Source organism: Paracoccus sp. KKT209, from assembly GCF_055635455.1.
Genome location: NZ_JBVMWB010000002.1, coordinates 266739 through 290211, shown reverse-complemented (window position 1 = coordinate 290211; position 23473 = coordinate 266739). Strand labels below are relative to the sequence as shown.

The following is a 23473-nucleotide window of genomic DNA, read 5'->3' as shown; positions in this document are numbered from 1 at the left end:
GGCAGCCGGTTCATCCGGGGGGCAGCACAGCCTGACACCGGGCGCGCGCTGCGGGCGCGCGATCATCAACAGCTTGACGGCCGTGCGCTTTTCTTCGGCATTGTTGCCGCGCCTGTCACAGTCCTGCAGCTTCTTGTTGATCGGATGACAGCGGGAAACACCAACCTTGACGCGAATTTTATCTATTTCTATACAACCAGTGTGCTTGTTAGGCTCCAGACCCATTGATTTTACGCCCTTTGCGTGATTCAGGCCGCCGCAAGGAGACCTGATCGATGAGCAACCTGTTCTGGCTGACCGAGGCGCAGATGGCGCGCCTTCGCCCCTACTTCCCCAAGAGCCATGGCCGTCCCCGAGTTGACGATCTGCGGGTGCTGAGCGGCATTATCTTCATCAATCGCAATGGTTTGAGATGGTGCGATGCGCCGAGTGAATATGGACCTGCCAAGACGCTTTATAATCGCTGGAAGCGCTGGAGTGACAACGGGGTCTTCGCCCGGATCATGGTCGGCCTGGCCGCCGAGAGCACCGATCCGAAGACAATCATGATCGATGCAACCTATCTGAAGGCGCATCGCACGGCTTGCAGCCTGCGGGCCAAAAAGGGGGGCGCAGTCGCCAGATTGGTCGAACGAAAGGCGGCATGAACACCAAGCTGCACGCCGTCACCGATGCGAAAGGCAGACCTATCCGGTTCTTCATGTCGGCAGGACAGGTCAGCGACTACACCGGCGCAGCGGCGCTTCTGGACGGCCTGCCGCAGGCTGATTGGTTCTTGGCGGACCGAGGCTATGATGCTGACTGGCTGCGAAAAGCGTTGCAGGACAGAGGGATAAAAGCTTGTATCCCTAGCCGGAAGTTGCGCAAGAAAACCGTGAAATACGACAAGCGCCGCTACAGAAGGCGCAATCGCATCGAGATCATGTTCGGGCGGCTGAAAGACTGGAGACGTGTCGCCACGCGTTACGACAGGTGCCCGGAGACATACCTCTCCGCAATAGCATTGGCCGCAACCGTCCTATTTTGGCTGTGATCAAGAACGAGTCCTGAGCCTAGAGATCAGGTGGAGCCAGACCCCTTCCGCCGCCATCTGCGATATGGGTTTTTCCTTCGTGGAAGAAGGGCTGAGGGGCGACCGGGGCCGGATCGTGGGCCTTTTGTCCGAGGAGTTGTTCGCGGCAGAACCCAAGCCCGCGGAGCAGCACGTGAGCATGGCCCCGGTGCCGCAGTGAAGGCCCATTGCTGCGGCTGACGGTCAGGACATTCGGATAGGTCGAACTAACCGAAGGAACAGGTTCAAAATGCTGGCGATCCGGGCGATGATTGGCGCCCGGAACCGGCCCGATGCCCGGCCTGCAGGAAAACCGATGCCACAGAACAGGCTGATCAAGGTCGCCGCCGCAGTCGCATGTCTCATCCTGTCCGGCGCCGCGGCGCCGGCGCAGGATCTGCAGCCTTGGATGAGCCCCGAGATCGCGGATGCCTGGAGCCAGGGGTACAAGGGCCAAGGGTCTCACGTGACGGTCATCGACGACTTCAAGAGCCGGAGCCGCTACTGGGGCCAGCTGGAGACAAGGATGCAGCGTCTGCGGCACGGACAGTGGACGGCCAAACAGGTGTCGCTGATGGCGCCCTCCGCCCGGGTGAAACGGCAGGATTTCGGCGACAACCGTGCGATCAAGCTGCGCCGGGGGCTGAACATCTTCAACCTGTCCTATGGCATGATGGCGGTGGACAACCTTTCCGTGCGGTGGAATGCGCGCGAGCGGTCGATCATCAAGCATGCCCACGGCGGTCGGGGCGTCGCGGTGAAAGCTGCCGGAAATGATGCGATCCCTATCGGCGCCGTCAACAGCATGATGGAGGTCGACTACCTTTCGCGGGATCTGGTCGGCGCGCCCTCCGCGATCTTCGTCGGCGCCCTCGATGCGCATGGCCGCCCCGAACAGCGGGCGAACCTGGCCTCCTACAGCAACTACGCCGGAGAGGATACGGCGGTACAGAGCCAGTTCCTGGTGGTAGGCGTGACCGGAGCGCAGACCGGCCTCTATGGAACCTCCTTCGCGGTGCCCATCGTCTCAGGGTATTCGGCGGTTCTATCCAGCAAGTTTCCGCAGGCGACCCCCGCCCAGGTCGCCAGCCAACTTCTGTCAACCGCGCGGACCGACACGATCAACAACTACACGGCAGCCACCCACGGCCGTGGAGAGGCCAGCATCGCCCGTGCGCTGGCACCGGTTGCCATCCGCTGATCAAAAGCTGACGTCATAGCGGAGGGTGACCCGCGCCTCGTCCGATCCGCTCATGATGACAAGATAATCCAGGGTCTTCGCGGGTGGCAGCGTGCTGGCCGCCAGCCGGCAGTTGACGGCGACGCTTCCACCGCCGATGGCACCGAAATCGGCTTGGCACGGCCTTTCCCGAAAGCGCCCGCCCAGCAGGCTGGTGACCTGCAGCGAAACCACCCCGCCATCTCCCACCGGCCGTTGGAGGATGAAGCCAAAGCGCAGGCCGGGGTCGATGCGGTACTTCTCTCCGCTCTCGCCGCTGCTCATTCCCCAGATCAAACCGAAAGCCGGGGTAAGCTCGGACAGGAAGACCAGGTTCAACTCCTTGAGCCGGGGCCGGTACCAGTCATCGAAGGAAACCGGCGTGCCATCTGCCAATTCGTAGCCCCCGCGCCGCATGTCGCCCGCCTGATCTGATCGCACTGATCCGAGGGAGACCTCCAGCAAGTGGGTGTTCTCCAGGAATGCCTCAAACCCCCGAGCCTGGTGCAGCGGCTGCAGCCCGATGATGAAAGCCGCCACCCCGCACCACGCCCCAAGGGGGCGCAGTTCAGTCAGGCGGTGGGTGGTCCTGCTCATCACGGATGTCCATCTTGGCCCAGATCGCCATTATGGTACAAGTCGACCGTTAAAAGACTGTCTCATCGGAACAAGCCACTGCTCTTCGGGATATCGAGGTGCCGGGGCGCAATCAGCTGCCGTTGCTCTGCACCAAGGTCGAATAGAGGACCGCGACCAGGATCGCCACCACGACGGCGCCTATGATATAGGCCATGTTCTTCTTTTCATAATGCTTCATGCCAGTCTCCCCGCTGTTGGCGATTGCTGGTCGTCACGGTTCGGACCGCCGCCGACCAGATAGGAACGAGCGCGCGCGGGGCCTCGGCTGGTGTCGCGGACGCCGGTCACTGCGGCATTCGGCTGCTGGTCCGGCTGGTCAGCGCCGACCGGAGGATTGGTTCCGGCCTGCATCGACGGACCCTCGTAGTTCATGTTGCCATCGCGCGGGTTGGTATAAGCGGCGTCCAGCGTCGTGCCGCGAACACCGCTTGGCAGGACACCCTCTTCCGTGGGACCTGACCAGCCATCCGCGCGCCATCGGGCCTCGTGTGCCGCCAGGTCCACCGCACCCTCCTCGTCCAGGATGACCAGTGCCAGATCATGCTGCGCATCGTTCAGGTTGAGCGCCGCGACCAGCGAGCAGCCCCGGGCCAGACCTTCGGCATAAAGGGCACGATCCTCATCTGGGAACGGCAGCCCGTCGACCGGCTGGCGGAACGCCGGGTCCTGGCCCGTTCCCCGGGTCGCACCGGATGAGGCGCCCTCGGTCATGACAACATCGGCCGGCGAAATGCCTGCCTGACGCAGTCTCAGGACGGCGCGCTCTGCGTGCCGGCGATCATCGAACAGGCAGGCGGCGGCGCGCGTATATCCGGCTGCGCCGCCGGCGGGGTTGTCCATCTGGGTGGTCATGCTGTCCTCCTTCGAAGCATCGGCTGCGCCGAGACGCAGCGCGGGTGCAGGGCGAAGGCCTGCTCCCGACGTGGTGGCTGTAACCAGCACGTCCCCCAGTTGTTCCTGCCATCGGCTGTCCTGCCGCAACGGGAACAAACGCGGGCCTGCGGGGTTCGCTGCTTTCAAGATGACAGGAGGTTATCATGCCCGCCGACCAGACCCCTCAACAAGCCGCCCGCAGCTTTTTCACCGATGGGCTGCGCAACGCTCACGCGATGGAGAAGCAGGCGCTGTCGATCATGCAGCCGCAGCTGAACCGGCTCGAGCACTATCCCGAAGTCGCCGCGATGCTGGACCGGCACATCCGCGAGACCGAAGGCCAGATCCAGCGCCTGGACCAGATCCTGGCCGAGGCCGGTGACTCCGCATCGGGACTGAAGGATATGACCCAGTCCTTCGTGGGCACCATGGCCGCCATGGGCCACACCGTCACGTCCGACGAGATCATCAAGAACTCGCTGGCGAACTTTGCCTTCGAGAACTTCGAGATCGCGGCCTATACCTCGCTGATCACGGCGGCGGAAAGCTGCGGAGCCATCGACTCGATCCCGCTGCTTCGCCAGAACCTGGACGAAGAGCTGCACATGGCCGCCGCGGTCCGCGACAGCCTGCCCGAGGTGACGCGCAAGTACATCATGCTGAGCGCCAGCGGCGAACGCGCCGATATCTGATCAGCCCCCAAACCTGCTGGGCCACATGGCCCGCCCCCATCTGCAAGGAGCCAGACATGGCCGACAAGACCCTCGAGACGCTGTTTCACGAAACGCTGAAGGACATCTATTACGCTGAACGCAAGATCGGGACCGCCCTGCGCAAAATGGCCCGGGCCGCGCAGAACCCCGACCTGAAATCCGCCTTCGAGACGCATGAGCAGGAGACGCAGGCCCAGTACGAGCGTCTGACCGAGGTCTTCGAGATGATCGGCAAGCGCCCGCAGGGCAAGACCTGCGATGCGATCGAAGGGATCATCTCGGAAGCGCAGGAGATCATGGACGAATTCAAGGGCAGCCCCGCCCTGGATGCAGGGCTGCTGGCCGCGGCCCAAGCCGTCGAGCATTACGAGATAAGCCGCTATGGCACCCTGAAAAGCTGGGCCGCCCAGCTGGGCATGAACGACGCCGTGTCGGTCCTGGACCAGACGCTGCAGGAAGAATCCGCCACCGACGAGAAGCTGACCGCCTTGGCGGAAAGCGTGGTCAACGAAGCGGCTCAGCAGGGCAAGGCCGCCTGATCCGCAATTGCCGCGTTTCCGCGACATGAAGAAGGCCCGCAGCGCTTGGCGCTGCGGGCCTTCTTTTATTTGAGAAGTGACAGGCCCTTACTCGGCCTTCATCGCCTCGATCGAGATTGCGACCTCGACTTCGTCCGACACGGCCGGGGCGAACATGCCCAGGTTGAAGTCGCTGCGAGTCAGGGTCGTGGTGGCGTCAAAGCCCAGCCACGGCTTGTTTTCCATTGGATGGCTGCCCTGCTGGTTCAGCACGGTGTCCAGCACGACTTCCTTGGTCACGCCGTTCAGCGTCAGGTCGCCAGTGATCAGGGCGGTCTTGTCCCCCGTCACCTCGATCGACGTCGAGGCGAAGGTCACGGTGGGGTCTGCCGCCTCGCTGCCGAAAAAGTCGGGGGACAGGAAGTGTTCGTCACGCCCTTGGAAGCCGGTCATCAGCGACGACACGGGGAAGCTGGCCTCGACCGAGGATTCGGCCGGATTTTCAGCGTCGAACTGGATCGTGCCTTCGATGCCGCCGAACATCCCCGTCGTGGTCGAGAAGCCGAGGTGGTTGTAGTCGAACACCACCTGGCTGTGCGAGGTGTCAAAGGTATAAGCCTCTGGTTCGGCCAGAGCGGCGCCTGCAGCCAGGGCAAAGACAGCGGTCAGGGCAGTGGTCTTGAACATGAAAAGCTCCTGTAGGTTGTGGCGGCAAGATTTCCGAAAAGGCGCGGTTAAACAACTAGCGATGGACGAACATGACCTGCGGGATGGCGCACAGAGACAGGATCAGCGTTCCGCACCGAGCGACACGGACAGGGTGACGGAAAATCCGACGGTCGCCTCGTCGCCATAGCTTTCGCCCACCTTCCAGTCGCGGCGGTCCAGTTGCGTCTGACCAGACATGCTGGCCACGTCATCCTGGATCCGCAGAGAGAAGGGCAACATCACCGGCATCTCCTGCCCCTTCAGGGACAAGGTGCCGTCAGCCACATAGCCGTCGCCCTCGGGCCGGATGGGGGCAGTGAAGACCGCGATCGGGTTGTTGGCGACGTCGAAGAAGTGGGCCGACCTGGCCTGTTCAGTGATGGTGCCGATGGTGACGCTGCTCATGTCGATGGTGACCACTACGTCGCCAGTGCCGGTCTGCGGGTCAAAGGCGATGGCCGCGGTCCATTCCGGAAAGCGGCCCTGCACCTGTGTCCCCATCTGGGCGACTGTGAAGCCCAGTTCGCCGTCACTCACCCGCCATTCGGACGCGGCCTGCTCCAACGACGGCGCGGCCTCTTCAGCCGCCGGCTTGGCGGTGATCGCGTAGCCCGTTCCGGCCAGGAAGATGAGGATCGCCGTCAGCGCGGGCAGCGCGTGATGGGACGTCCGGGCCCCACCCGCCGCTCGCCCCCGCAGCATCCGGCCCAGCACCTCGTCCCGGTCGATCACCGCATGTTTCAGGGCCCCGAGGATATGCAGGGCAACCGCCCCCATTAGCATCCAGGCGAAGATATGATGGATAGAGGCCATGGTCAGCGCCAAGGCGGGTGACTTCGGGACCAACGGCAGCCCCTGACCCAGAGGCCACAGGATCGGTGCATAGCCCTCGGTCGCGGCATGTTCGATCCAGCCGGTCAATGGCACCAGAAGCATGGCGGCATAGAGGACCCAGTGAACGCTTTCAGCCAGGAAGGTTTCGGCCCGACGCTTGGGGTGCAGGGGCACAGGGCGTGGCTGCGTCAACGCCCAGAGGATGCGCGTCAAGGCCACGGCAAAAGCCGCAATGCCGAGCGTCTTGTGCAGGGAGAAGAGCTGGACCTTGGTTTCCATCTGCTCCAACGGCACCCGCACCGCCAGCAGGCCCAGGACGATGTTCGTCAAGATGATCAGGGCCGTCAGCCAATGAAGGGTCCGCGCCACGCTGCCATAGCTTTTCAGGGTATTCTGGCGCATCGACTCGGGGCTCCGGTTGTTTCCCCAGTTCTAGCGCACCCTGCTGCGGTTGAGGATGTCCGCCGCCGCACAGAGGCTGTGCGGCGGCGGAACCATGTCCACATATGCCGATCAGTAGATCGCGATGCCGGGAAACAGGATCAGCAGGCCGACCGCGATGATCTGCAAGCCGATGAACGGCAGCAGTGCGCGGAAGATCTCGCCCAAGGAAATGTCAGGCGGCGTCACCGACTTCAGGTAGAAGGCAGCCGGCCCGAAGGGGGGCGACAGGAAGCTGACCTGCATGTTCATGGCAAACAGCACGCCGAACCAAACCGGGTCATAGCCAAGGGAGATGATGATCGGCACAAAGATCGGCATGGTCAGCAGCGCGATCCCCACCCAGTCCAGAAACATGCCCAGGACGAACAGGATCGCCATCATGAACAGGACGATGACCGTGGGGTTTTCACTAATCCCTGTAATGAGTTGCGAGACAAAGCTGATGCCGCCCATGAGGTTGAAGACCCCAACCAGGGCAGATGCGCCGATGCCGATCCAGACGATCATGCCCACCGTCTGGAGGGTTTGCAACGCGGCGCCCTTGAGCAGGCTCCAAGTAAACTCGCCGCGCAGGACCGTGGACAGCAGGACCCCCGCCACGCCAACGGCGCTGGCCTCGGTAACCGAAGCGATGCCGCCATAGATCGAGCCCAGCACCATGACGACCACCAGGATGGGCAGGAACAGGCCCTTCAGCAGGCGCAGCTTTTCCGCATGGGGGACGGGCGCGGTCACGGCCGGTGGCACGTCGTTCGGCGTCAGCCAAGCCCGCAGCAGGACGTATCCCACGTAGAGCAGCGCCAGCATGAAGCCGGGAACGAAAGCGGCCGTGAACAGGTCGCCGATCGAGACATTGGCCGTAAGCCCATAGATGATCAGCACGATCGACGGCGGCACCATGGTCCCGAGGCTGCCGCCCGCGCAGACAACACCGATGGCCAGCTTGCGGTCATATCCTTGCGCCAGCATCTGCGGCAGGGCGATCAGGCCCAGCAGCACGACCTCTCCGCCGATGATGCCGGACATCGCGGCCAGGATCACGGCCACGAAGATGGTCTGGACGGCCACACCGCCCCGGATGCGACCGCCGATCAGGCGCATCGCCTCGAACAGGTCGCGCGCGATGCCGCTGCGGTCCAGGATCGCCGCCATCAGGACAAACATCGGCACCGACACGAAAACGAAGCTGCTGACGAAGGAATAAACCCGGCTGGTGATCAGCGGGACCACGTTCGGGCCGAACCAGCCAAGCGCAAAGATCAGCGTGACCAGCAGCGTGACGAAGGCCAGCGGGATGCCCGTGACCAGCAGGCCCAACAACATGGCGAACAGGACCAGCGTGCCGGTCTCGATGCCCAGGGCCTGCAGCGATCCGAAGATTTCCATCACTTCGCCCCTTTCGGCCCGCGGGCATAATTGATGGCAAGGATCAGGAACTGCAGGGCCATGACCCCGAGTGCCACCATCAGCAGGATCTTGAGGATGCCGGGAAACGCTGGATTCCAGGCACTGCCGGAGGTTTCCAGGTGAAAGCTGCCATCGGGACGCCAGGCGGCGCGCTTGACCATCTGCCAAGCGGCCCAGGCAAAAGCACCGGATGACAGCGCGCAGATGATCGAGATCAGGATATCCGCTGCCCGGCGCGCACCTGGGGGCAGCATGTCATAGACAAGAACGACGCGAATGTGCCGGTCGCGGGCAGTGCACAGCAGCCCGCCATAGACGAAGGAAATCGCACAGAGGAACACCGTCGTCTCATGCGCCCAGATTGTCGGGCGGCCGAAGACATAGCGTAGGACGACCTCCTGGATCAGGATCAACATCGCCAGGACCAGCCCGAAGGCCGGTATCAGGGCCAATCGGTCGATCCAGCGGCCCAGGGACCCGGATTCTGGCACGGAATGATGTTCTTCGCGCAGCACGGCTTCCGGTGCGTCCATAGTTATCCCCTCCCCTTGATGGGACCGGGCGGCGGGCGCCCGGTCCGGCGATGCTTATTGCACCAGGCCCTTTTCGCTCAGATAGGCGGTCAGCGCATCATAGACGCGCTGCGCGGCCGGCGACTGGCTGGCCACCTTTTCCCATTCCCCTTGGGCGATCTTGCGGAACTTGGCGCGTTCCTCGTCGGACCAGTCGTGGATGGTGATGGTGCCGCCTTCGCGGGCCTTTTCCACGGCCGCCTCGTCGGCCTCGGCCAGTGCCGCGATCTGGACGCGGGCAAAATCGCGAACGGACTGCGTCAGCACCTGCTGCAGGTCCTCGGGCAGGGCGTCCCACTTGTCCTTGTTCATCGAGATCTCGACCAGGGGCATGGAGTGGAAGCCGGGATAGACAGGGTGCGGCGCGATGTCGTTCAGCCCCTGCGCCTGGTTCGTCGAAAACACCGTGTAATCAGCTGCGTCGATGACCTTCTTGTCAAGCGAGGTGAAGACCTCGGAGCCCGGCAGGTTGACCGGAGAGGCGCCGGCAGCGGCAAAGACCGACTGCACCAAACCCTCGGGTGCACGGATCTTGACGCCCTGAAGGTCATCGACACCGTCCAGCGGCACGGCGCTGACCAGCGCCTCCAGCCCCGGCGTGGTGGCGCCGATGAACTGCAGTCCATAGGGGTTCATGATCTCGTTCAGCAGCTCGGACCCGCCGCCATTCTCGACGAAGTCCAGCATCTGCTCGGGGTCCGACCAGGCGCCGACCGGGTTGCCCATCAGGCCGAAGGCCGGATCCTTGCCCGAGAAATAGGACAGGTCGGTGACATGGCCATCCAGGATGCCGGTGGCGATGGCGTCCTGCGTCTCGTTATGCGCCACGATGGACTCGACCGGTAGCAGGTCGATGGCGATGCGGCCTCCCGACTTTTCAGCCACATCGGCGGCCCAGCCCTGCTGCAGGACAAAGTTCGGGTTGCCGGCCGGGTCCGAGGATTGGAAGCGGAAGCTGTGGTCCTGGGCAAGGCCAGGAGCGGCAAGTGCAAGGAAGGCCGTGGCGGCCAGCAGGCCGCGGCGGGTCAGGTTGGTCATGGGTTTTCTCCTCCGGTTGAAATTCCCGGCGACGGGGCAAAGGCCCCGACCGCCTGGTCGATGATCTGGTCGGGCGACAGCGCAACGCTGATCCACAAGGCCCCCTCGGTCACGGGATCGGGCGGCTGCAGCGCCTCCAGCTGGCTGTCGATCAGGCTTGCCGGCATGTAGTGGCCCTGCCGTGCGTTCATCCGCGCCGCGATCAGGCTGCGCTCGCCGTGCAGGAACACGATATCCAGCGGCCCGGCAGTCGACCGCAGGCGTTCGCGATGCGCAAACCCCAAGGCCGAGCAGGCGAGCACCCCCCGCCGCGGCGCCGCGACAAGCGCCGCGCCCAGCCTGTCCAGCCAGCCCCACCGCATGTCATCGGTCAGTGGCTGCCCTGCCCGCATCCGGGCCACGCTGGCCTCGTCGTGGAACAGGTCCGCCTCGATGAAGCAGCCGCCGATGCGGTCGGCGATGCCGCGGGCAACGGTCGACTTGCCGGTGCCGCAGATGCCCATGACCAGAATCGGCCGCACGTTCATGATGTCTCCCCCTCCAGATGACAGCGCAATCATGAATGACAGCGCTGTCATACGTCAACCCTCTTTATTTTCCCTGTAGAACAGGTAGTTTGACGAAATCATGAACAAAACCCCAAATATCACCCTGTCCGACGTGGCCTTGGCCGCCGATGTCAGCCCTATCACGGTCTCACGGGCGCTGCGCAATCCGGACAAGGTCTCGGTCGAGGCGCGGGCCCGGATCGACCGTGCGATCCATGAACTGGGCTATGTTCCGAACCCTGCCGCACGGGCCTTGGCATCGGGGCGCACGGACATCGTCGGCGTCATCATCCCCTCGGTCAGCAACAACGTCTTTGCCGATGTAATGCGCGGCATCGACGAAGGGTTGCAGGGCAGCGGTCTGGGGGTGCAGCTTGGCACAACGCGCTATTCGCCCATGACCGAGGAGGACCTGATCCGGGTCTTCCTGTCGCAGCGCCCGGCCGGCCTGATCGTGGCAGGGCACGACCAGTCGCCGGTCGCGCGCAGGCTGCTGGAGGGGGCCGAATGTCCGGTCGTCCAGATCATGGAGGTGGGACCCGCGCCGATCGACCTGGCCGTGGGCCTGTCGCATTTCGAGGGCGCCCGAACCGGCGCGGCACATCTTCTGGCGGAGGGCTACCGGGCGCCGGCCTTCCTGGGGGCGCAGATGGACCCGCGCAGCCAGCGGCGCCTAGCCGGATTCCGCGCCTGCCTGGCCGAGGCGGGGCTGAACGCCGAGGATCCGGTCGTGACCACGCCCGAACCTTCCTCGGTCAGCCTCGGATGCCGCCTTCTGGCCGATCTGCTGGCGCGGTGGCCTATGACCGACGCGGTCCTGTGTAACAACGACGACCTGGCGCTTGGCGTGCTGTTCGAGGCGCGACGCCGCAACATCCGCGTGCCAGAACAACTGGGCATCTGCGGCTTCAACGACCACGAGATGATGTCGGCCGCCGAACCACCGCTGAGCTCGGTGGCGACCGACCGCCTGTCGATGGGCCGCCAAGCCATCGGTTTGATCCGCAGCAGGCTGGCCGGAGCGGGACTCGAGCGGGGCAGTTCCGTGGACCTCGGCTTTCGGCTGGTGCCCCGCGCCAGTACAGCGCGGCGTCGCAGCTAGCGCAGGTTTTACGCGCGGAAAGCGCTGTCCGTGGCACCTTTCGTCTCGGAGGCTGTACGGCCTGCCCGCGGTGCGCCATGGTCGCACCCAAGCGGGCAGGTTTGCGGGAAAGGGTGACGGATGCGCGTTCTGGTCTTCAACGCAGGCAGCTCCAGCCTGAAATTCGGCGTGTTCGATGGCGATCGACAGCTGTTCAAGGGCAGCTTCGCGCGGTTCCGGGAGGGCGGCTGCGACTATGTGTTCCAGGGTTCCGGCAATGAACAAGGGCATGCGCCGCATGCCGATCTGGATGCCGCCATTGCGGCGGTCCCCGCGGTTCTAAAGCAACGTGGTTTGACCCAGTTGGAGGCGTTGGGTCACCGGATCGCCCATGGCGGCGAGTCCTTTGCGGTGCCGACGCTTCTGGACGATAATACGATCCTGCAGATCAAGGCGCTGACGCCGCTGGCCCCCCTGCACAACCCGGCGAACCTGGCGGCCGTCCGGCTGGCGCGGCGCCTGTGGCCCGACCTGCCGCAGGTGGGGGTCTTCGACACGGCCTTTCACCTTACCAATCCCAGACGGGCCACGACCTATGCCGTTCCCGCCGACTGGCGCCGGAGCGGGCTGCGTCGCTTCGGCTTTCACGGGACCTCGCACAAGTATGTCGCCCATCGTGCGGCCGAGGAGATTGGCCAGCCCTTGACCGATCTGCGCATCATCAGCCTGCACCTGGGCAACGGCGCCAGCGCCTGCGCCATCCAGCACGGGATCAGCATCGACAGCTCGATGGGGCTGACGCCGCTGGAGGGGCTGGTGATGGGGACTCGGTCCGGCGACGTTGATCCGGGCGCCTTCGGCTTCCTGCAGCGGCAGCTTGGGCTGACGATCCCGCAGATCGAGGACGCGCTCTACCACGACAGCGGCCTGAAGGCCCTGACCGGCTGCGCCGACATGCGCGATGTCGAGGATCGGGCGGCGGCCGGCGACGCAGATGCGCAGGCGGCCATCAACCTTTATGCCTACCGGGCGCGCAAATACGTGGGAGCCTATGCGGCGGCGATGGGCGGGATGGACGCGCTGGTCTTTACCGGCGGCATCGGAGAGAACTCGGCCTCGATGCGTCGGCGGATCTGCGACGGGCTGGGCTTCACGGGGCTGGAACTGGACCATGATCGCAACGGGCGGATCGCGCTGAGCGGCCGCGAGGCCCCCCAGATCCAGGCCTATGGCAGCCGCGTCCGCGTGATCGTCACGGAAACGGCCGAACAGCTGATGATCGCGCGCGAGGTCGCCCAGACCCTAACGCGACGGCCGGTGACGCCGATCCAGATCCCCGTGGCGGTGTCGGGGCGGCATGTCCACCTGTCGGCGCAGGCGGTCGAGGCGCTGTTCGGACCAGGATATCGGCTGACGGAGGCGGCGCCGCTGCGCCAGCCCGGAAACTGGGTTGCGGCAGAGCGCATCACCGTCGAAGGCCCCAAGGCGCGGCTGGAGCACGTGGCCATCCTGGGCCCGCTGCGCCCGCGGACCCAGATCGAGGTGTCGCGCACCGACAGCTTTGCCTTGGGGATCGACGCGCCCGTGCGGGACAGTGGCCAACTGGATGGGACGCCCCGGGTGCGCCTGATCGGCCCGGCAGGCCAGTTGGACACGGATGGCCTGATCGTGGCGGCGCGGCACATCCACACCAACCCGCGGGACGCGGCGCGGATGGGGCTGGAGGACGGCGATCTTGTGGGTGTCGAGGTGCGGGGCCAGGACGGCCGGGGCCTGACCTTCGCGCGCTGCCTTGTCCGCGTCTCTTCCGCCGCCTTCACCGAGATGCATATCGACACGGACGAAGCCAATGCCGCCGGAATCAGCGGCGCGGCCGAGGGCGAACTGCTTCATGGCGTCGAAGCCTGCCCGACGAGTTGAAGACCGCGCCGGTGCAGGTACGATACCCGGCGCAGCTTGCCTTGGCGCCAGTCGTCCTGGGGCAAGAGCCGCTTCAATCAGGGCGGGATACCATTGACGCGGTTGCTGGCCCTGGCTGCCGATCCTGCCCTAGCTGCGGATCAGGACCCCCCGTCCAGAAGATCCGCAGCTACCTCCAGCCCATAAAAGCGGCTATGTTTTGGGCAGGCTCCCGCCGGGTGAGGCAGGGGTTTCATCGACACAACCGGCGCGCATCCCCTGCCCGCCCTTCGGCAGGAGTGACAGAATGGACATGAGCCGCACCAGCGACGTTTGGTGGAAGAATGCCGTCTTTTATTGCCTGGATGTGGAAACCTTCCAGGACAGCAACGGTGACGGCATCGGCGATTTCACCGGGCTGGCCCATCGGATCGACCATCTGGCGGGCTTGGGCGTCACCTGTGTCTGGCTGATGCCCTTCTACCCGTCGCCGAACCGGGACGATGGCTATGACATCATGGATTACTACAGCATCGATCCCACGCTTGGCAGCATGGGGGACTTTGTCGAATTCGTGCGCACGGCGCGCGACAGGGGCATCCGGGTGATCGCCGACCTGGTCGTCAACCACACGTCGGACCAGCATCCTTGGTTCCAGTCCGCCTGCGAAAGCCGGGAGTCGCCCCATCGGGACTGGTATGTCTGGCGCGACAAGATCCCCGAACAGGGCCCGGAGGGTTTGGTCTTTCCCGATGAGGAAAGCAGCAACTGGGAATGGCACGAGCCCACGGGCCAATATTACCTGCACCGTTTCTACAAGCACCAGCCCGACCTGAACATCAGCAATCCCCTGGTCCGGGACGAGATCCGCAAGATCGTGGGCTTCTGGCTGGAAATCGGCCTCTCAGGCTTCCGGGTCGATGCGGTGCCCTTCCTGCTGGAGACGGCCGGGGTGGCGGCGCCCATGACGATGGATCCGCATGACTGGCTGCGGGACCTGCGCGCCTTTATCGGGCGTCGTCGCGGCGACGCGATCCTGCTGGGCGAGGTCAACCTGGAATACGAGGATGTCCGCCGCTTCTACGGCAGCGACGGCGGCGGCGAACTGAACATGTGCCTCGACTTCAACATGAACCAGGCGCTGGCCCTGTCGGTCGTGCGGGGAGATGCGGGGCCGCTGGTCCATTCGATGCGCTCCATGCCCAGCCTGCACCCGGATGATGCCTGGGCGCATTTCGCCCGAAACCATGATGAATGGTCCCTGGACAAGCTGACCGAGGCCGAGCGGCAGGAGGTGTTCGAGGCCTTTGGCCCCAAAAAGGACATGCAATTGTTCGGGCGTGGATTGCGCCGCCGCATCCCCACCATGATGAAGGGCAACCACGACCGGATCCGGATGCTCTATAGCCTCGTCTTTTCGCTGCCGGGCGCGCCGGTCCTCTTCTATGGCGAGGAGATCGGCATGGCCGAGAACCTGGACATCCCCGGACGGATGAGCGTGCGGGCCCCCATGCAGTGGTCCGACAAAGAGAGCGCCGGCTTTTCCTCGGCCGACCCCGAGGATCTGCGCCGCCCCGTCGTGCAGGGCAAGCAATGGGGTCCCTCCGCCGTCAACGTCGAACGGCAGGAACAGGACCCGGATTCGATGCTGAACTGGAGCGAGCGGCTGATCCGGCGCCGGCGGGAAACGCCCGAGATCGCCTTTGGCAGCTGGCAGTTCATTCCCTTTCCCGAACCGTCGATCTTTGGCCTGCGCTATGACTGGGGCGACCGGTCCGTCCTGCTGCTGCACAATTTGGCCGACAAGCGCATCAAGGCCAGCTGCATGCTTGAGGGCGCCGGCCTATGGCAGGGACTGCGCCACCTTCTGGGCGAGGGCCAGGTCGAGTTGCAAAAGGACGGGACGCTGTCGCTGGACTTGCCGGCCTACGGTGCCATCTGGCTTCGGCCCGAGACAGGAAATCCCTGCGCCTGATCTGATCCAGTGGCGCGATCCACAAGGCAGAAAAGCCGCCGCGATTGCGGCGGCTTTTCCGTTCAACGCCGCGACGGGCGGGCGATCTTCCAGATTGCACGGCCCATTAGCAGCATGGCCAGCGACAGGTCGCTGCTGGGCGACGATGGCTCATGCTTCGGCGGTTCGGCCGCTGGCGCGTCCTTCTTTGCCCGCAGCCCTTGGCGCCCGCGTCCTTTGGACGAACCGCCCGGCGGCGTGTCGGCCTTCACCGCATTGCGCCGTCCCATCGGTTCGGGGGCGCCCGTCGTCGTATCCCGTGCGGTCTGCTGTTCGATTTCGGCATTCAGCTCGGCCCCGCCCAGGATGACAAAGGCCGAGAGCCACATCCATGTCAGCAAGATGATGACACCACCCAAGGCGCCGTAGGTCTCGGTATAGCTGCCGAAATTGGTCACGTAGATCGAGAAGGCCACCGTTCCCAGGATCCACAGCACGGTCGCCACGACAGCACCTACACTGACCCACCGCCACTTGGGATCGGCACGCGACGGTGCGAACCGATAGATCGCTGCCAGACCCAGCATCGCCAGCACGGCCATCAGCGGCCATTTCAGCAGGTTCACCGCCGTTTCCAGCGCCGGCGGCAGATGTCCCAGTGCCACCAGCGACGGCAGGATGATCACCAGTGCCAGACCGGCGATCAGGCCCAGGATCATGCAGAGCGTGATCGCGAGGGCAGTCAGGTAGAGCTTGATCGTGCCACGCTCTTCCTCTTCGTCATAGGCGATGTTCAGCCCTTCCATCAGGGTCATCACCCCCTTCATCGCCCCGTAAAGCGCGATGGCGATGCCGACGAAGGCGACGATGCCCGTGCCCGAACCGTCGTCGCCCGCCACCTTGGTCACCTGCTCCTGCAGGATGCCGGCGGCACTTTCCGGCAGCATGGCCATCACCGTCTCCAGCTGCGCCGCAATCTGGGCTGGATCCAGTATCAGCCCCGCGATCGAGATCAGCGCGGCGATCGCCGGAAAGATCGACAGCAAGGCATAGAAGGCCACCCCTGCGGCCACGACCGAGATATGGTCGCGCGAGATCTCTGTCTTGACCCGCAACAGGATTTCCTTCCAGCCGCTGGCGGAAATGCGGGAAGGTGCAGAAGCATTGGCGCCCTTGGCAGCCGAGGTATCGCCCTGTGGCACGTCTGTTGTCTCCTGTGGAAAAAGCGGCGGCCCGCCCAGGGGCGACCGCCGATGGTCACAAGGGCGCCGCTGCGACGCGGCGCCCTTGGTCAGTCAAGATGTTCAGGTACGGGTGCCGCCGCCGGTAGTGGAGCCAGCACCGCCCGGGGTCGAGCTCCGGCCCGCGCCGCTGGCGGTCGAACTGCTGACCGTTCCGGATCCCGTGCTGCCGGAGGACATGCCGCCGGTGCTGCTGGCAGAACTGCTGCCCGAGGACGAACCGGTGCTGCCGCTGGCCGAGGTGCTGCCCGAGGTCGATCCGCTGTCACCGCGGTCCTTGGACAGTTCCTTTTCGGCCGCGTCGGTCACGTTGGATACCGCCGATTTGGCTTCGTCCATGCCGGCCGAGACAGCGGCCTGAACGCGGGCCTTCTCTTCTTCAAAGATGCTCTCGGCCTCGTGGAACAGCTGGTCGCTGTAGCTGCCCATCATCTCGTCCTCGCGCGCGGTGCGCGGCAACAGGGCGGCAAGCCCGGCCCCCAGCAGGAAGCTGGCGGCGCCGAAAAGCAGCGGCTGCGTGTCATAGCCCTCGGACACGGCGCGCGAACTCTGGTTGAAGCGGCGGCTTGCGGCGTCGCTGGCATCCAGCGCCTTGCGGCGGGCGCCTTCGACCCGGCGGCGGGCCTCGTCGCTGAAGCCCTCGGTGCCTTCGCTCAGGCGCTCGCGCAGGTGGCGGGCCCGGTCCTTCATATGGTCGGTCATGCTGCTCTCATCCTTGTGGCTGCCCGAGTGCAGGCTGCTGCTCGTGTTGCTGCTGCCCAGATTGCGCGTCTCGCCATATCCGGTCCAGGACGCGGGCCTCGTGCGGGCCGCCGGCGTCGGAGGATAGGTGGTGACGCGCGTCGTTGCGCGCTCGGGTCGGGTGTCATGGTCATGTTCGCGATAGTCGGTGCGACGATGGTCGTCGTCATCGTGATGCGTGTCGCGTCGTGCGTAGTAATGCTGGGCGGTATGCGTGGGATCATAGCCGCGGCCAAAGATCAGCCAGGCCAGACCGACGCCGGTCAGCGCCAGCGCAACGGGATTGGCACGCGCCGCGTCGCTGGCCGAGCCGACCCATTCCGAGCCATGCTCGCGCACCGTCGACGACAGGCGCCGCGACAGGCCGTCCAGCGAGAACTCGTCCTGAAGGCTGTCCAGCGTCTGGCGCAGCGCGTCGCGGTCCTTCTCGATCTCGCGCTCGATCTGCTCGGGGTTTTCCGACTCAGTTGTCATGATAAGCCTCCTTGACCGCCTGCGCGTCGCGCTGGACGTTCTGGACCGCGCGCGTGGGCATCAGCGATGACAGTTTCAGGTCGTTGATCCCCTTGCGGAGAAGAGCGTAAGCCAGGATTGCCAGCACGACGCCGACGATAACCGCGCTCCAGATCGGGCCCAGATCGGTTTCGGCAAGCGCCGCGACCAGGGCCGCCACCAGCACATTCAGGGTGACCAGACCGATGACGCCAGCCACGGCGATGAAGCCAATGGCAGTGCCGGCCTGGCTGATGTTCTGGCTGACTTCGGCCTTGGCCAGGGCGATTTCCTTGCGGACAAGGTCGCTGGAAAGCCGGATGGCCTCCGAGGCCAGCGAGGCCGGGTTTTGCGGACGGGAAGGATCAGACATTGCTGCCTCCCTGACCCGGCTTGCGGGTTCCCTGCGACGAGGTCAGCGTGTCGCGACCCATGCCGCTGCTGCCCGTTCCGCCGGAGGCGGGGGTGGTGACGGTCGAGGATGGCGTCCCGCTGCTCGAGCGGCCAGCGCCGCTGCTGCCCGTGCCCGTACCTGTGCCTGTGCCGCTGGATCCGTAGCCCGGAGGTGTCGAGCCTGCAGCGCCCGAACCTGACGGAGAGTTGCTGCCGACACCATAGCTGCTGCCGGTCGCGCCGGTGCTGGCACCCATTCCGGTGCTGCCGCTGCGCATCGCGTCGGTTCCGGTGCTGCGCGCACCATAGTTGCTGCCGCCGCCCGAATAGCTGCTGCCCGAATAGCTGCGCGAGCCATAGTTGCCGCTGCTGCCCGACATGCTGCCGGCCTGGCTGCCATAGTCGCCACGGCCGGATTCGCTGGCCAAAAGGAAGCGCGTGGTGGCAAAACCGGCAAGGGCTGCAATGCCCAGGAAGGCGCCGGGGCGGGTGCGGGCAAAGCTGCGGACGCTTTCCATCATTTCCGTCACATCCGTTGATTTGAGGCTTTGGGCAATGCTGCCGACGTTCTCGGCCGCATAGTCGAACATGGTGGCGACGGACGAATCCGGATCGACCTCGGACTTGGCCGAACGCAGGGCGTTCGCAAAGTCATCGGCCTGCTTCGACAGATTGCCGCGAAAGCTCTTCTCGCTGCGCATGACACCGTCCTTGACGCCCTCGGTCAACTGGCTGACTTTTTCGCCTGCCTGCTCCTGCAGGTTTCCGAGGGTCGAGGAACTGGTCCCGGTGGGGTGATCGGTACTCATATGAGGCCCTCCAATAAAGGTCGCGTTCCGATTGAAGAACCGGCGGCAGGGTGCAGCCGGTCCATGGTGGGTTTACAACTGACAAGGTCCGGGAATGTTCCTGCCGCGGGACCACGGCGGGCACATCGACGCGCAACTTGGGCGTCGTCGGCGGATAATCTTCACGATCCGCAGGACGGCTGGAACATTCACATGATGCAACGGTTTGCGGAGGGGCCCCAAGAGGAGGGGCAGGCTTGGAGGACGAGATGAAACTTTACACCACATTGATGGCCAGCTGCGCGTTCGCGTTCGCGGCCGTCTCGGCGCAGGCAGATTGTGCCGCCGACCTTGCCCGCCTGACGGGCGAACATGGGGCGACGGGTGGCACCGGCATGGCCGGCCAGACCGGTATGGCGGGATCGATGGGATCGTCGGCCGACGGCATGACGCATTCCATGTCGGACACCGACCCGGCCGCCATGCCGCACGGGTCGATGGATGCTGCCGGCGCCACCGGAATGTCGGGCAGCGACGGCGAGCAGGCAGAGGGCATCGCCAAGGATGGCTCGCTGGCGCCGCTGGAAGAACCCGGTGGGCAGGACCAGACCACGCAGGCCATGTCCGCCCAAGATGCGCAGGCGCAGCAGGAAGGCCAACCCACCGCCGCCGCCGAGGCTGAGGCCGAAATCGCTTCCGGCAGCACCCCGGACGCTTCCGCGGGTGGCGATGCAACGGCTGGAACCACCATGACGGACGGCACAGCCACCGGCATGTCGGACACCAGCACGGACATGACGGCAGGAACCGACACCGGTGCCAGCAACGACATGCCGACCGCGGGCACGGAGACGTCCACCGGCACCGACATGTCCACGACCTCGACCGACAGCACGATGACCGACAGCGCCACGTCCGACACCGCGACGGACATGACGACCGGCACTGACAGCAGCATGGACAGCGCCGGTGCGGATTCCGCGACGGACAGCACGATGTCCGGATCGGCGGATACCGCCACTGACAGCGCGCCTTCCGCGACCGGCATGGCCACGGACGGCACCGCCGGCGACACCACCATGGATCCGGCATCCGGCATGGCAGCGGGTTCCGCCGACAGCGCCATGGGCTCGGGCGACATGAACCGCGAAACGGTCATTCAGCGCGCACGTACGGCCTTGGCCGCGGGCGACGAAGAGGCCTGCCGCGCCGCCCTGGACGAGTTGGAAGCACTTTGACCCCCGGGGCGTGATCGCGCCCCGAGGCTGACGGCACGGAAGATGCGGGGTGCGGCTGACGCACCCCGCATTTTTTCATCCAAAGTCGCTACTGCAGGAACAGCGACCCAAGCCACCTGCCCTTCCTTCAGCCCTGCTTCGCAGAGCCCAGGAAAAACCGCATCATGGCCGTGGTGGCCGAGGGACCTGCCGCCGTATGGCTGCCTTGCGGCGCCCCGCCCGACCAGGCATGTCCCAGCCCCTCCACCACCCAGCTTTCGATCCGGAGCACGTCGTCCTTGTCCCGGAACCGGGCCACCTGCACATTATGCCCATCCAGGCGCGCGGCGGCGGCACGGCGGGTCAGCCCCGGCTGCGCCCGCAGCGCCTGCGCCACGACGGCTTGCCCATTCTGCGGCGCAACCGTCCGGTCGGCAGATCCGTGCAGGACGAACAGGCGACAGCCCGCCCCCGTGCCGCGGTCGGACCCGCCGCCCGACATCGCCGCAAAGGCCGACCCCATGTCCCGCGCGGCCCCGTTGGGCAGCCCGGAATGGCACGCCACGGCACCGAAATCCTCGGGGAAGACCGCGCCCAGGATGACCGACATCGCGCCCCCGGCGGAGAGGCCCGCCGCAAAGCGCAGGTTGGGCGGCACGGCGAATTCATGGCCGATCGCGCGGGTCAGGTCGGTCAGGAACGCGGCCTCTCCGCCCTGAGCCTCTGCGTGACGCGGTTCGAACCAGTTCCAGCAGCGGTTCATGTTGGCCTGCGCGGGCTGCGCAGGGGCGATGACCACCACGCGGTGCCGTTCGGCCGCGTCATGGATGCCGGTGCCGCGCGCGAAATCGTCGGGATCCTGGGTGCATCCGTGCAGCAGCAGCAGGATGCCGGCCGGGGTCTCTCCCTCGGCCAGCGAGGCGGGGACGTAGAGCCGGTACTGGCGCGACTGGCCCGCCGCCTGATGGTCCCTCCAGGTCCAGCTGCCCGGAGAGGCGGGCATGGGTTGCGCCCGGCCTTGCGGCAGGCCGAGGCCCGACGGCAGGCCCGCCCCCGTCAATTTCGGAAAAGGCGCGGCCGAGGCCAGGTCCACTGGCGCGCCCCCCAGACCCGTCTGGATCATCTGCGTGGCTTCGGACAATTGGCCCGCGCGCATCAGCCGCGTGATTTCGGCCATGTTCAGCGTGGTCGGTTTGGTCATGTTCAGCGTCCCTTGCTGTGACGGCAGGCGTCCAGGACCTTGCGGACCCCGGCGCTGGCCTGGATGGTGCCAAGCACCTCGATGGAGCGGATCGTGGCCGCGACAAGATCGGCCGGAATGTCGGTGGCAAAGCGGGCCAGGCCGATGACCCGCAGGTCCAGCACCTGGTTGGCCGCGGCCATGCCCTGCAGTTCGCTCAGGGTGACGTCCCGCAGGCCCATCACGAAGTCGTCCCGGATAATGGTCGGCGCGACGGCGTTGTCGTGACGGTCCAGCTGCGCCCGGATGGCCGCGCGGATCAGGTCGCTGCGGCTGGCGTAAAAGCCTTCGCGGACCAGCAGGTCGATGCGACCCAGGTCCACAAAGCCCAGATTGATGGTGATCTTTTCCGTGTCCGCAGATCGCGCGGGAGAAGGAGTGGCCATGACGTCTGATCCTTTAACATCCATATGGATGGTAACAGGATGTATTGCGGTTCGCCACCCGTAAGCGCCCGTCCAGCCGATTTTCGTCTAACTGATGAAAACGGCGACAGAATTATCTGTCGCAGGTCCCCTCAGGTACCGACTGCTGCTGAGATTTTGAGATGCTAAGACGAGTCGCCCCTAGCGGCGGGCATCCATAAGATGCGCAGCCTGCGCCCCGAATTCGTAGAAGGCCGATTTCAGGCCGCGCAGGGCCATCGGCTGCGGCTGGCTGGGCCGCAGCGGCAGCTCCGCATCAGAAGCCTCGCCGCGCAGCCATCCGGCCAAGAAGCGGCCGAAAGCCGTTCCCGGCGCGATCCCGCGACCGTTATAGCCGCAAAAGCTGACCACCCCGTCGGCCAGCCTGTGAAAACGCGGAAGGTTGTCGCGCGTCATGCCGATGGTCCCGTGCCAGGCGCTTTCGAACCTGACCTCGCCCAGCTGAGGATAGATCCTGGCCAGCGCCCGCTCGGCCCAGGCCCGGTGCACCGCGGTGCCCGTGTTCCGCAAGGCCCCGACCGAGCCAAAGACCAGCCGGTTCTGCCGGTCGAAGCGGAAGGAGCTGAGGATTTCGCGCGTGTCCCAGACCCCTTCGCGACCCGGCAGGATCGTGCGGGCCAAGTTATCCGACAATGGTGCGGTGGCCATGTTGAAATAGGGCAGGAACACCTGCTGGGTACGAAGCTGGAACATCAGGTGCCGGGTATAGGCATCGGTCGCAAAGACCACCTGCCGCGCGACGACCGCGCCTTGCGGGGTGCTGACACGCCAGCCGGTGCCCTGCGCCTGCAGTCCAGTTGCGGGCGAGCCGGTGAAGATCCGGGCGCCCTGTCCCATTGCGGCACGTGCCAGACCCCGGGCATAGGCCAGCGGCTGGATGGTGCCGGCGCGGCGGTCCAAAAGGGCGCCCTGGTAATGATCCGTGGCCAGCCGCGCGGCCGTGGCGTCGGGGTCCAGCAGCTCGACCGGGGCGCCCCGGCGCGCCCATTGCCGGTGCCGCTCGGTCAACTCATCCAGGCCGGATTGTCCGACGGCGACATGCAGCGTTCCCACATGGTTGGCCTCGCAGTCGATGCCGTGACGCGCGATCAGGTCCCAGACATGGGCCGGCCCCTCGCCCAGAAAGCCGATCAGCCGGTCACCCGCCTCGGGCCCAAGCGTCCGCACCAGGTCATCGGGCATCACCCACATGCCCGCATTGACCAGACCCACGTTGCGCCCCGCGCCGCCAAAACCGATCTCCACCGCCTCCAGCAGGACCACATCGCTGCCGCGTTCGGCCAGGTGCAGCGCAGTCGAAAGGCCGGTATAGCCACCTCCGATCACCACCACCTCGGCCCGCACCTCACAGGTCAGGGCCGTCGTGGCCGGGGCGGCCGGCGCGGATCGCTCCCAGAGACCGTGGCTGCGGGGGTCGTTCTGCATCGGGATCGGCCTT

Annotated in this window: 24 protein-coding genes; 9 read left to right on the top strand and 15 right to left on the bottom strand. The window is 65.5% G+C overall.

Going from position 1 to position 23473, the window contains the following annotated elements; translation table 11 throughout:
- The first annotated feature begins 275 nt into the window (after positions 1–275).
- From ACZ2G3_RS17405 to ACZ2G3_RS17395, 3 genes are all read left to right on the top strand, one after another.
- Positions 276–1033, top strand: a protein-coding gene (locus ACZ2G3_RS17405; protein WP_470395968.1) for an IS5 family transposase whose coding sequence is annotated in 2 segments (ribosomal slippage) — positions 276–597 and positions 597–1033 — 759 coding nt in all. Because the reading frame shifts where the segments join, the coding sequence is not laid out codon by codon here.
- A gap of 64 nt (positions 1034–1097) precedes the next feature.
- Positions 1098–1232, top strand: coding sequence for a hypothetical protein (locus tag ACZ2G3_RS17400; RefSeq protein WP_470399305.1), 135 nt, complete (start codon positions 1098–1100; stop codon positions 1230–1232).
- Positions 1233–1367: 135 nt separating this feature from the next.
- Positions 1368–2252 carry a S8 family serine peptidase gene (locus ACZ2G3_RS17395; RefSeq protein ID WP_470399303.1) on the top strand — a complete coding sequence of 295 codons (885 nt, stop codon included), beginning with the start codon at positions 1368–1370 and terminating at the stop codon, positions 2250–2252.
- Here the strand turns inward: ACZ2G3_RS17395 and ACZ2G3_RS17390 are convergent, their stop codons facing one another.
- Complete coding sequence (locus ACZ2G3_RS17390; protein WP_470399301.1) at positions 2253–2867, bottom strand: hypothetical protein; 615 nt, start codon at positions 2865–2867, stop codon at positions 2253–2255.
- A 216-nt stretch (positions 2868–3083) separates the two neighbouring features.
- A complete protein-coding gene (locus ACZ2G3_RS17385; protein ID WP_470399300.1) occupies positions 3084–3761 on the bottom strand; it encodes a hypothetical protein in 678 nt (225 codons plus the stop codon).
- Positions 3762–3946: 185 nt separating this feature from the next.
- On the opposite strand from ACZ2G3_RS17385, the gene ACZ2G3_RS17380 reads away from it, so the two are divergent.
- Together ACZ2G3_RS17380 and ACZ2G3_RS17375 are read left to right on the top strand one after the other, a co-directional pair.
- Positions 3947–4474 carry a ferritin-like domain-containing protein gene (locus ACZ2G3_RS17380; protein ID WP_470399299.1) on the top strand — a complete coding sequence of 176 codons (528 nt, stop codon included), beginning with the start codon at positions 3947–3949 and terminating at the stop codon, positions 4472–4474.
- A 56-nt stretch (positions 4475–4530) separates the two neighbouring features.
- Positions 4531–5034: a YciE/YciF ferroxidase family protein gene (locus ACZ2G3_RS17375; protein ID WP_470399298.1), complete on the top strand. Its 504-nt coding sequence runs from the start codon at positions 4531–4533 to the stop codon at positions 5032–5034.
- A gap of 87 nt (positions 5035–5121) precedes the next feature.
- Here the strand turns inward: ACZ2G3_RS17375 and ACZ2G3_RS17370 are convergent, their stop codons facing one another.
- The 6 genes from ACZ2G3_RS17370 to ACZ2G3_RS17345 form a co-directional block, all read right to left on the bottom strand.
- Complete coding sequence (locus ACZ2G3_RS17370) at positions 5122–5700, bottom strand: YceI family protein (protein WP_470399297.1); 579 nt, start codon at positions 5698–5700, stop codon at positions 5122–5124.
- 102 nt (positions 5701–5802) lie between these two features.
- Positions 5803–6957, bottom strand: a complete 1155-nt coding sequence (locus ACZ2G3_RS17365; RefSeq protein ID WP_470399296.1) for a cytochrome b/b6 domain-containing protein — start codon at positions 6955–6957, stop codon at positions 5803–5805.
- A 111-nt stretch (positions 6958–7068) separates the two neighbouring features.
- Positions 7069–8385 carry a TRAP transporter large permease gene (locus ACZ2G3_RS17360; protein WP_470399295.1) on the bottom strand — a complete coding sequence of 439 codons (1317 nt, stop codon included), beginning with the start codon at positions 8383–8385 and terminating at the stop codon, positions 7069–7071.
- Positions 8385–8939 (bottom strand): TRAP transporter small permease subunit, encoded by a 555-nt coding sequence (locus ACZ2G3_RS17355; protein WP_470399294.1) that lies wholly within the window; start codon positions 8937–8939, stop codon positions 8385–8387. Before ACZ2G3_RS17355 ends, ACZ2G3_RS17360 begins: the two co-directional genes overlap by 1 nt.
- A 54-nt stretch (positions 8940–8993) precedes the next feature.
- Positions 8994–10016 carry a TRAP transporter substrate-binding protein gene (locus ACZ2G3_RS17350; protein ID WP_419269833.1) on the bottom strand — a complete coding sequence of 341 codons (1023 nt, stop codon included), beginning with the start codon at positions 10014–10016 and terminating at the stop codon, positions 8994–8996.
- Complete coding sequence (locus tag ACZ2G3_RS17345) at positions 10013–10543, bottom strand: gluconokinase (RefSeq protein WP_470399292.1); 531 nt, start codon at positions 10541–10543, stop codon at positions 10013–10015. The genes ACZ2G3_RS17350 and ACZ2G3_RS17345 overlap by 4 nt, the downstream gene beginning before the upstream one ends.
- A gap of 100 nt (positions 10544–10643) precedes the next feature.
- On the opposite strand from ACZ2G3_RS17345, the gene ACZ2G3_RS17340 reads away from it, so the two are divergent.
- From ACZ2G3_RS17340 to ACZ2G3_RS17330, 3 genes are all read left to right on the top strand, one after another.
- The gene (locus ACZ2G3_RS17340; protein WP_470399291.1) at positions 10644–11666 is read left to right on the top strand and encodes a LacI family DNA-binding transcriptional regulator; all 1023 of its coding nucleotides are present in this window, start codon (positions 10644–10646) and stop codon (positions 11664–11666) included.
- A 120-nt stretch (positions 11667–11786) separates the two neighbouring features.
- Positions 11787–13565 carry an acetate/propionate family kinase gene (locus tag ACZ2G3_RS17335; RefSeq protein WP_470399290.1) on the top strand — a complete coding sequence of 593 codons (1779 nt, stop codon included), beginning with the start codon at positions 11787–11789 and terminating at the stop codon, positions 13563–13565.
- A gap of 286 nt (positions 13566–13851) precedes the next feature.
- Positions 13852–15519: an alpha-amylase family protein gene (locus tag ACZ2G3_RS17330; RefSeq protein ID WP_470399288.1), complete on the top strand. Its 1668-nt coding sequence runs from the start codon at positions 13852–13854 to the stop codon at positions 15517–15519.
- Between the two features lie 62 nt (positions 15520–15581).
- On the opposite strand, the gene ACZ2G3_RS17325 is transcribed toward ACZ2G3_RS17330, so the two are convergent.
- The 4 genes from ACZ2G3_RS17325 to ACZ2G3_RS17310 form a co-directional block, all read right to left on the bottom strand.
- Positions 15582–16613 carry a YihY/virulence factor BrkB family protein gene (locus ACZ2G3_RS17325; protein WP_470399286.1) on the bottom strand — a complete coding sequence of 344 codons (1032 nt, stop codon included), beginning with the start codon at positions 16611–16613 and terminating at the stop codon, positions 15582–15584.
- 189 nt (positions 16614–16802) lie between these two features.
- Positions 16803–17954 carry a DUF3618 domain-containing protein gene (locus tag ACZ2G3_RS17320; RefSeq protein ID WP_470399285.1) on the bottom strand — a complete coding sequence of 384 codons (1152 nt, stop codon included), beginning with the start codon at positions 17952–17954 and terminating at the stop codon, positions 16803–16805.
- Positions 17944–18345: a phage holin family protein gene (locus tag ACZ2G3_RS17315; protein ID WP_470399283.1), complete on the bottom strand. Its 402-nt coding sequence runs from the start codon at positions 18343–18345 to the stop codon at positions 17944–17946. The genes ACZ2G3_RS17320 and ACZ2G3_RS17315 overlap by 11 nt, the downstream gene beginning before the upstream one ends.
- Positions 18338–19174 carry a hypothetical protein gene (locus ACZ2G3_RS17310; RefSeq protein WP_470399282.1) on the bottom strand — a complete coding sequence of 279 codons (837 nt, stop codon included), beginning with the start codon at positions 19172–19174 and terminating at the stop codon, positions 18338–18340. The genes ACZ2G3_RS17315 and ACZ2G3_RS17310 overlap by 8 nt, the downstream gene beginning before the upstream one ends.
- 248 nt (positions 19175–19422) lie before the next feature.
- Here ACZ2G3_RS17310 and ACZ2G3_RS17305 point away from each other — a divergent pair, with 248 nt between their 5' ends.
- Complete coding sequence (locus ACZ2G3_RS17305) at positions 19423–20391, top strand: hypothetical protein (RefSeq protein WP_470399280.1); 969 nt, start codon at positions 19423–19425, stop codon at positions 20389–20391.
- 127 nt (positions 20392–20518) lie between these two features.
- Here ACZ2G3_RS17305 and ACZ2G3_RS17300 read toward each other — a convergent pair whose 3' ends face one another.
- The 3 genes from ACZ2G3_RS17300 to ACZ2G3_RS17290 all read right to left on the bottom strand — a co-directional run bounded on the left by ACZ2G3_RS17300 (position 20519) and on the right by ACZ2G3_RS17290 (position 23460).
- On the bottom strand, positions 20519–21571 hold the full coding sequence (locus tag ACZ2G3_RS17300) for an extracellular catalytic domain type 1 short-chain-length polyhydroxyalkanoate depolymerase (RefSeq protein ID WP_470399278.1): 1053 nt from the start codon (positions 21569–21571) through the stop codon (positions 20519–20521).
- Positions 21572–21573: 2 nt separating this feature from the next.
- Positions 21574–21996, bottom strand: coding sequence for a CopG family transcriptional regulator (locus ACZ2G3_RS17295; protein ID WP_470399277.1), 423 nt, complete (start codon positions 21994–21996; stop codon positions 21574–21576).
- 180 nt (positions 21997–22176) lie between these two features.
- A complete protein-coding gene (locus ACZ2G3_RS17290; protein ID WP_470399275.1) occupies positions 22177–23460 on the bottom strand; it encodes an NAD(P)/FAD-dependent oxidoreductase in 1284 nt (427 codons plus the stop codon).
- Positions 23461–23473: the final 13 nt, after the last annotated feature.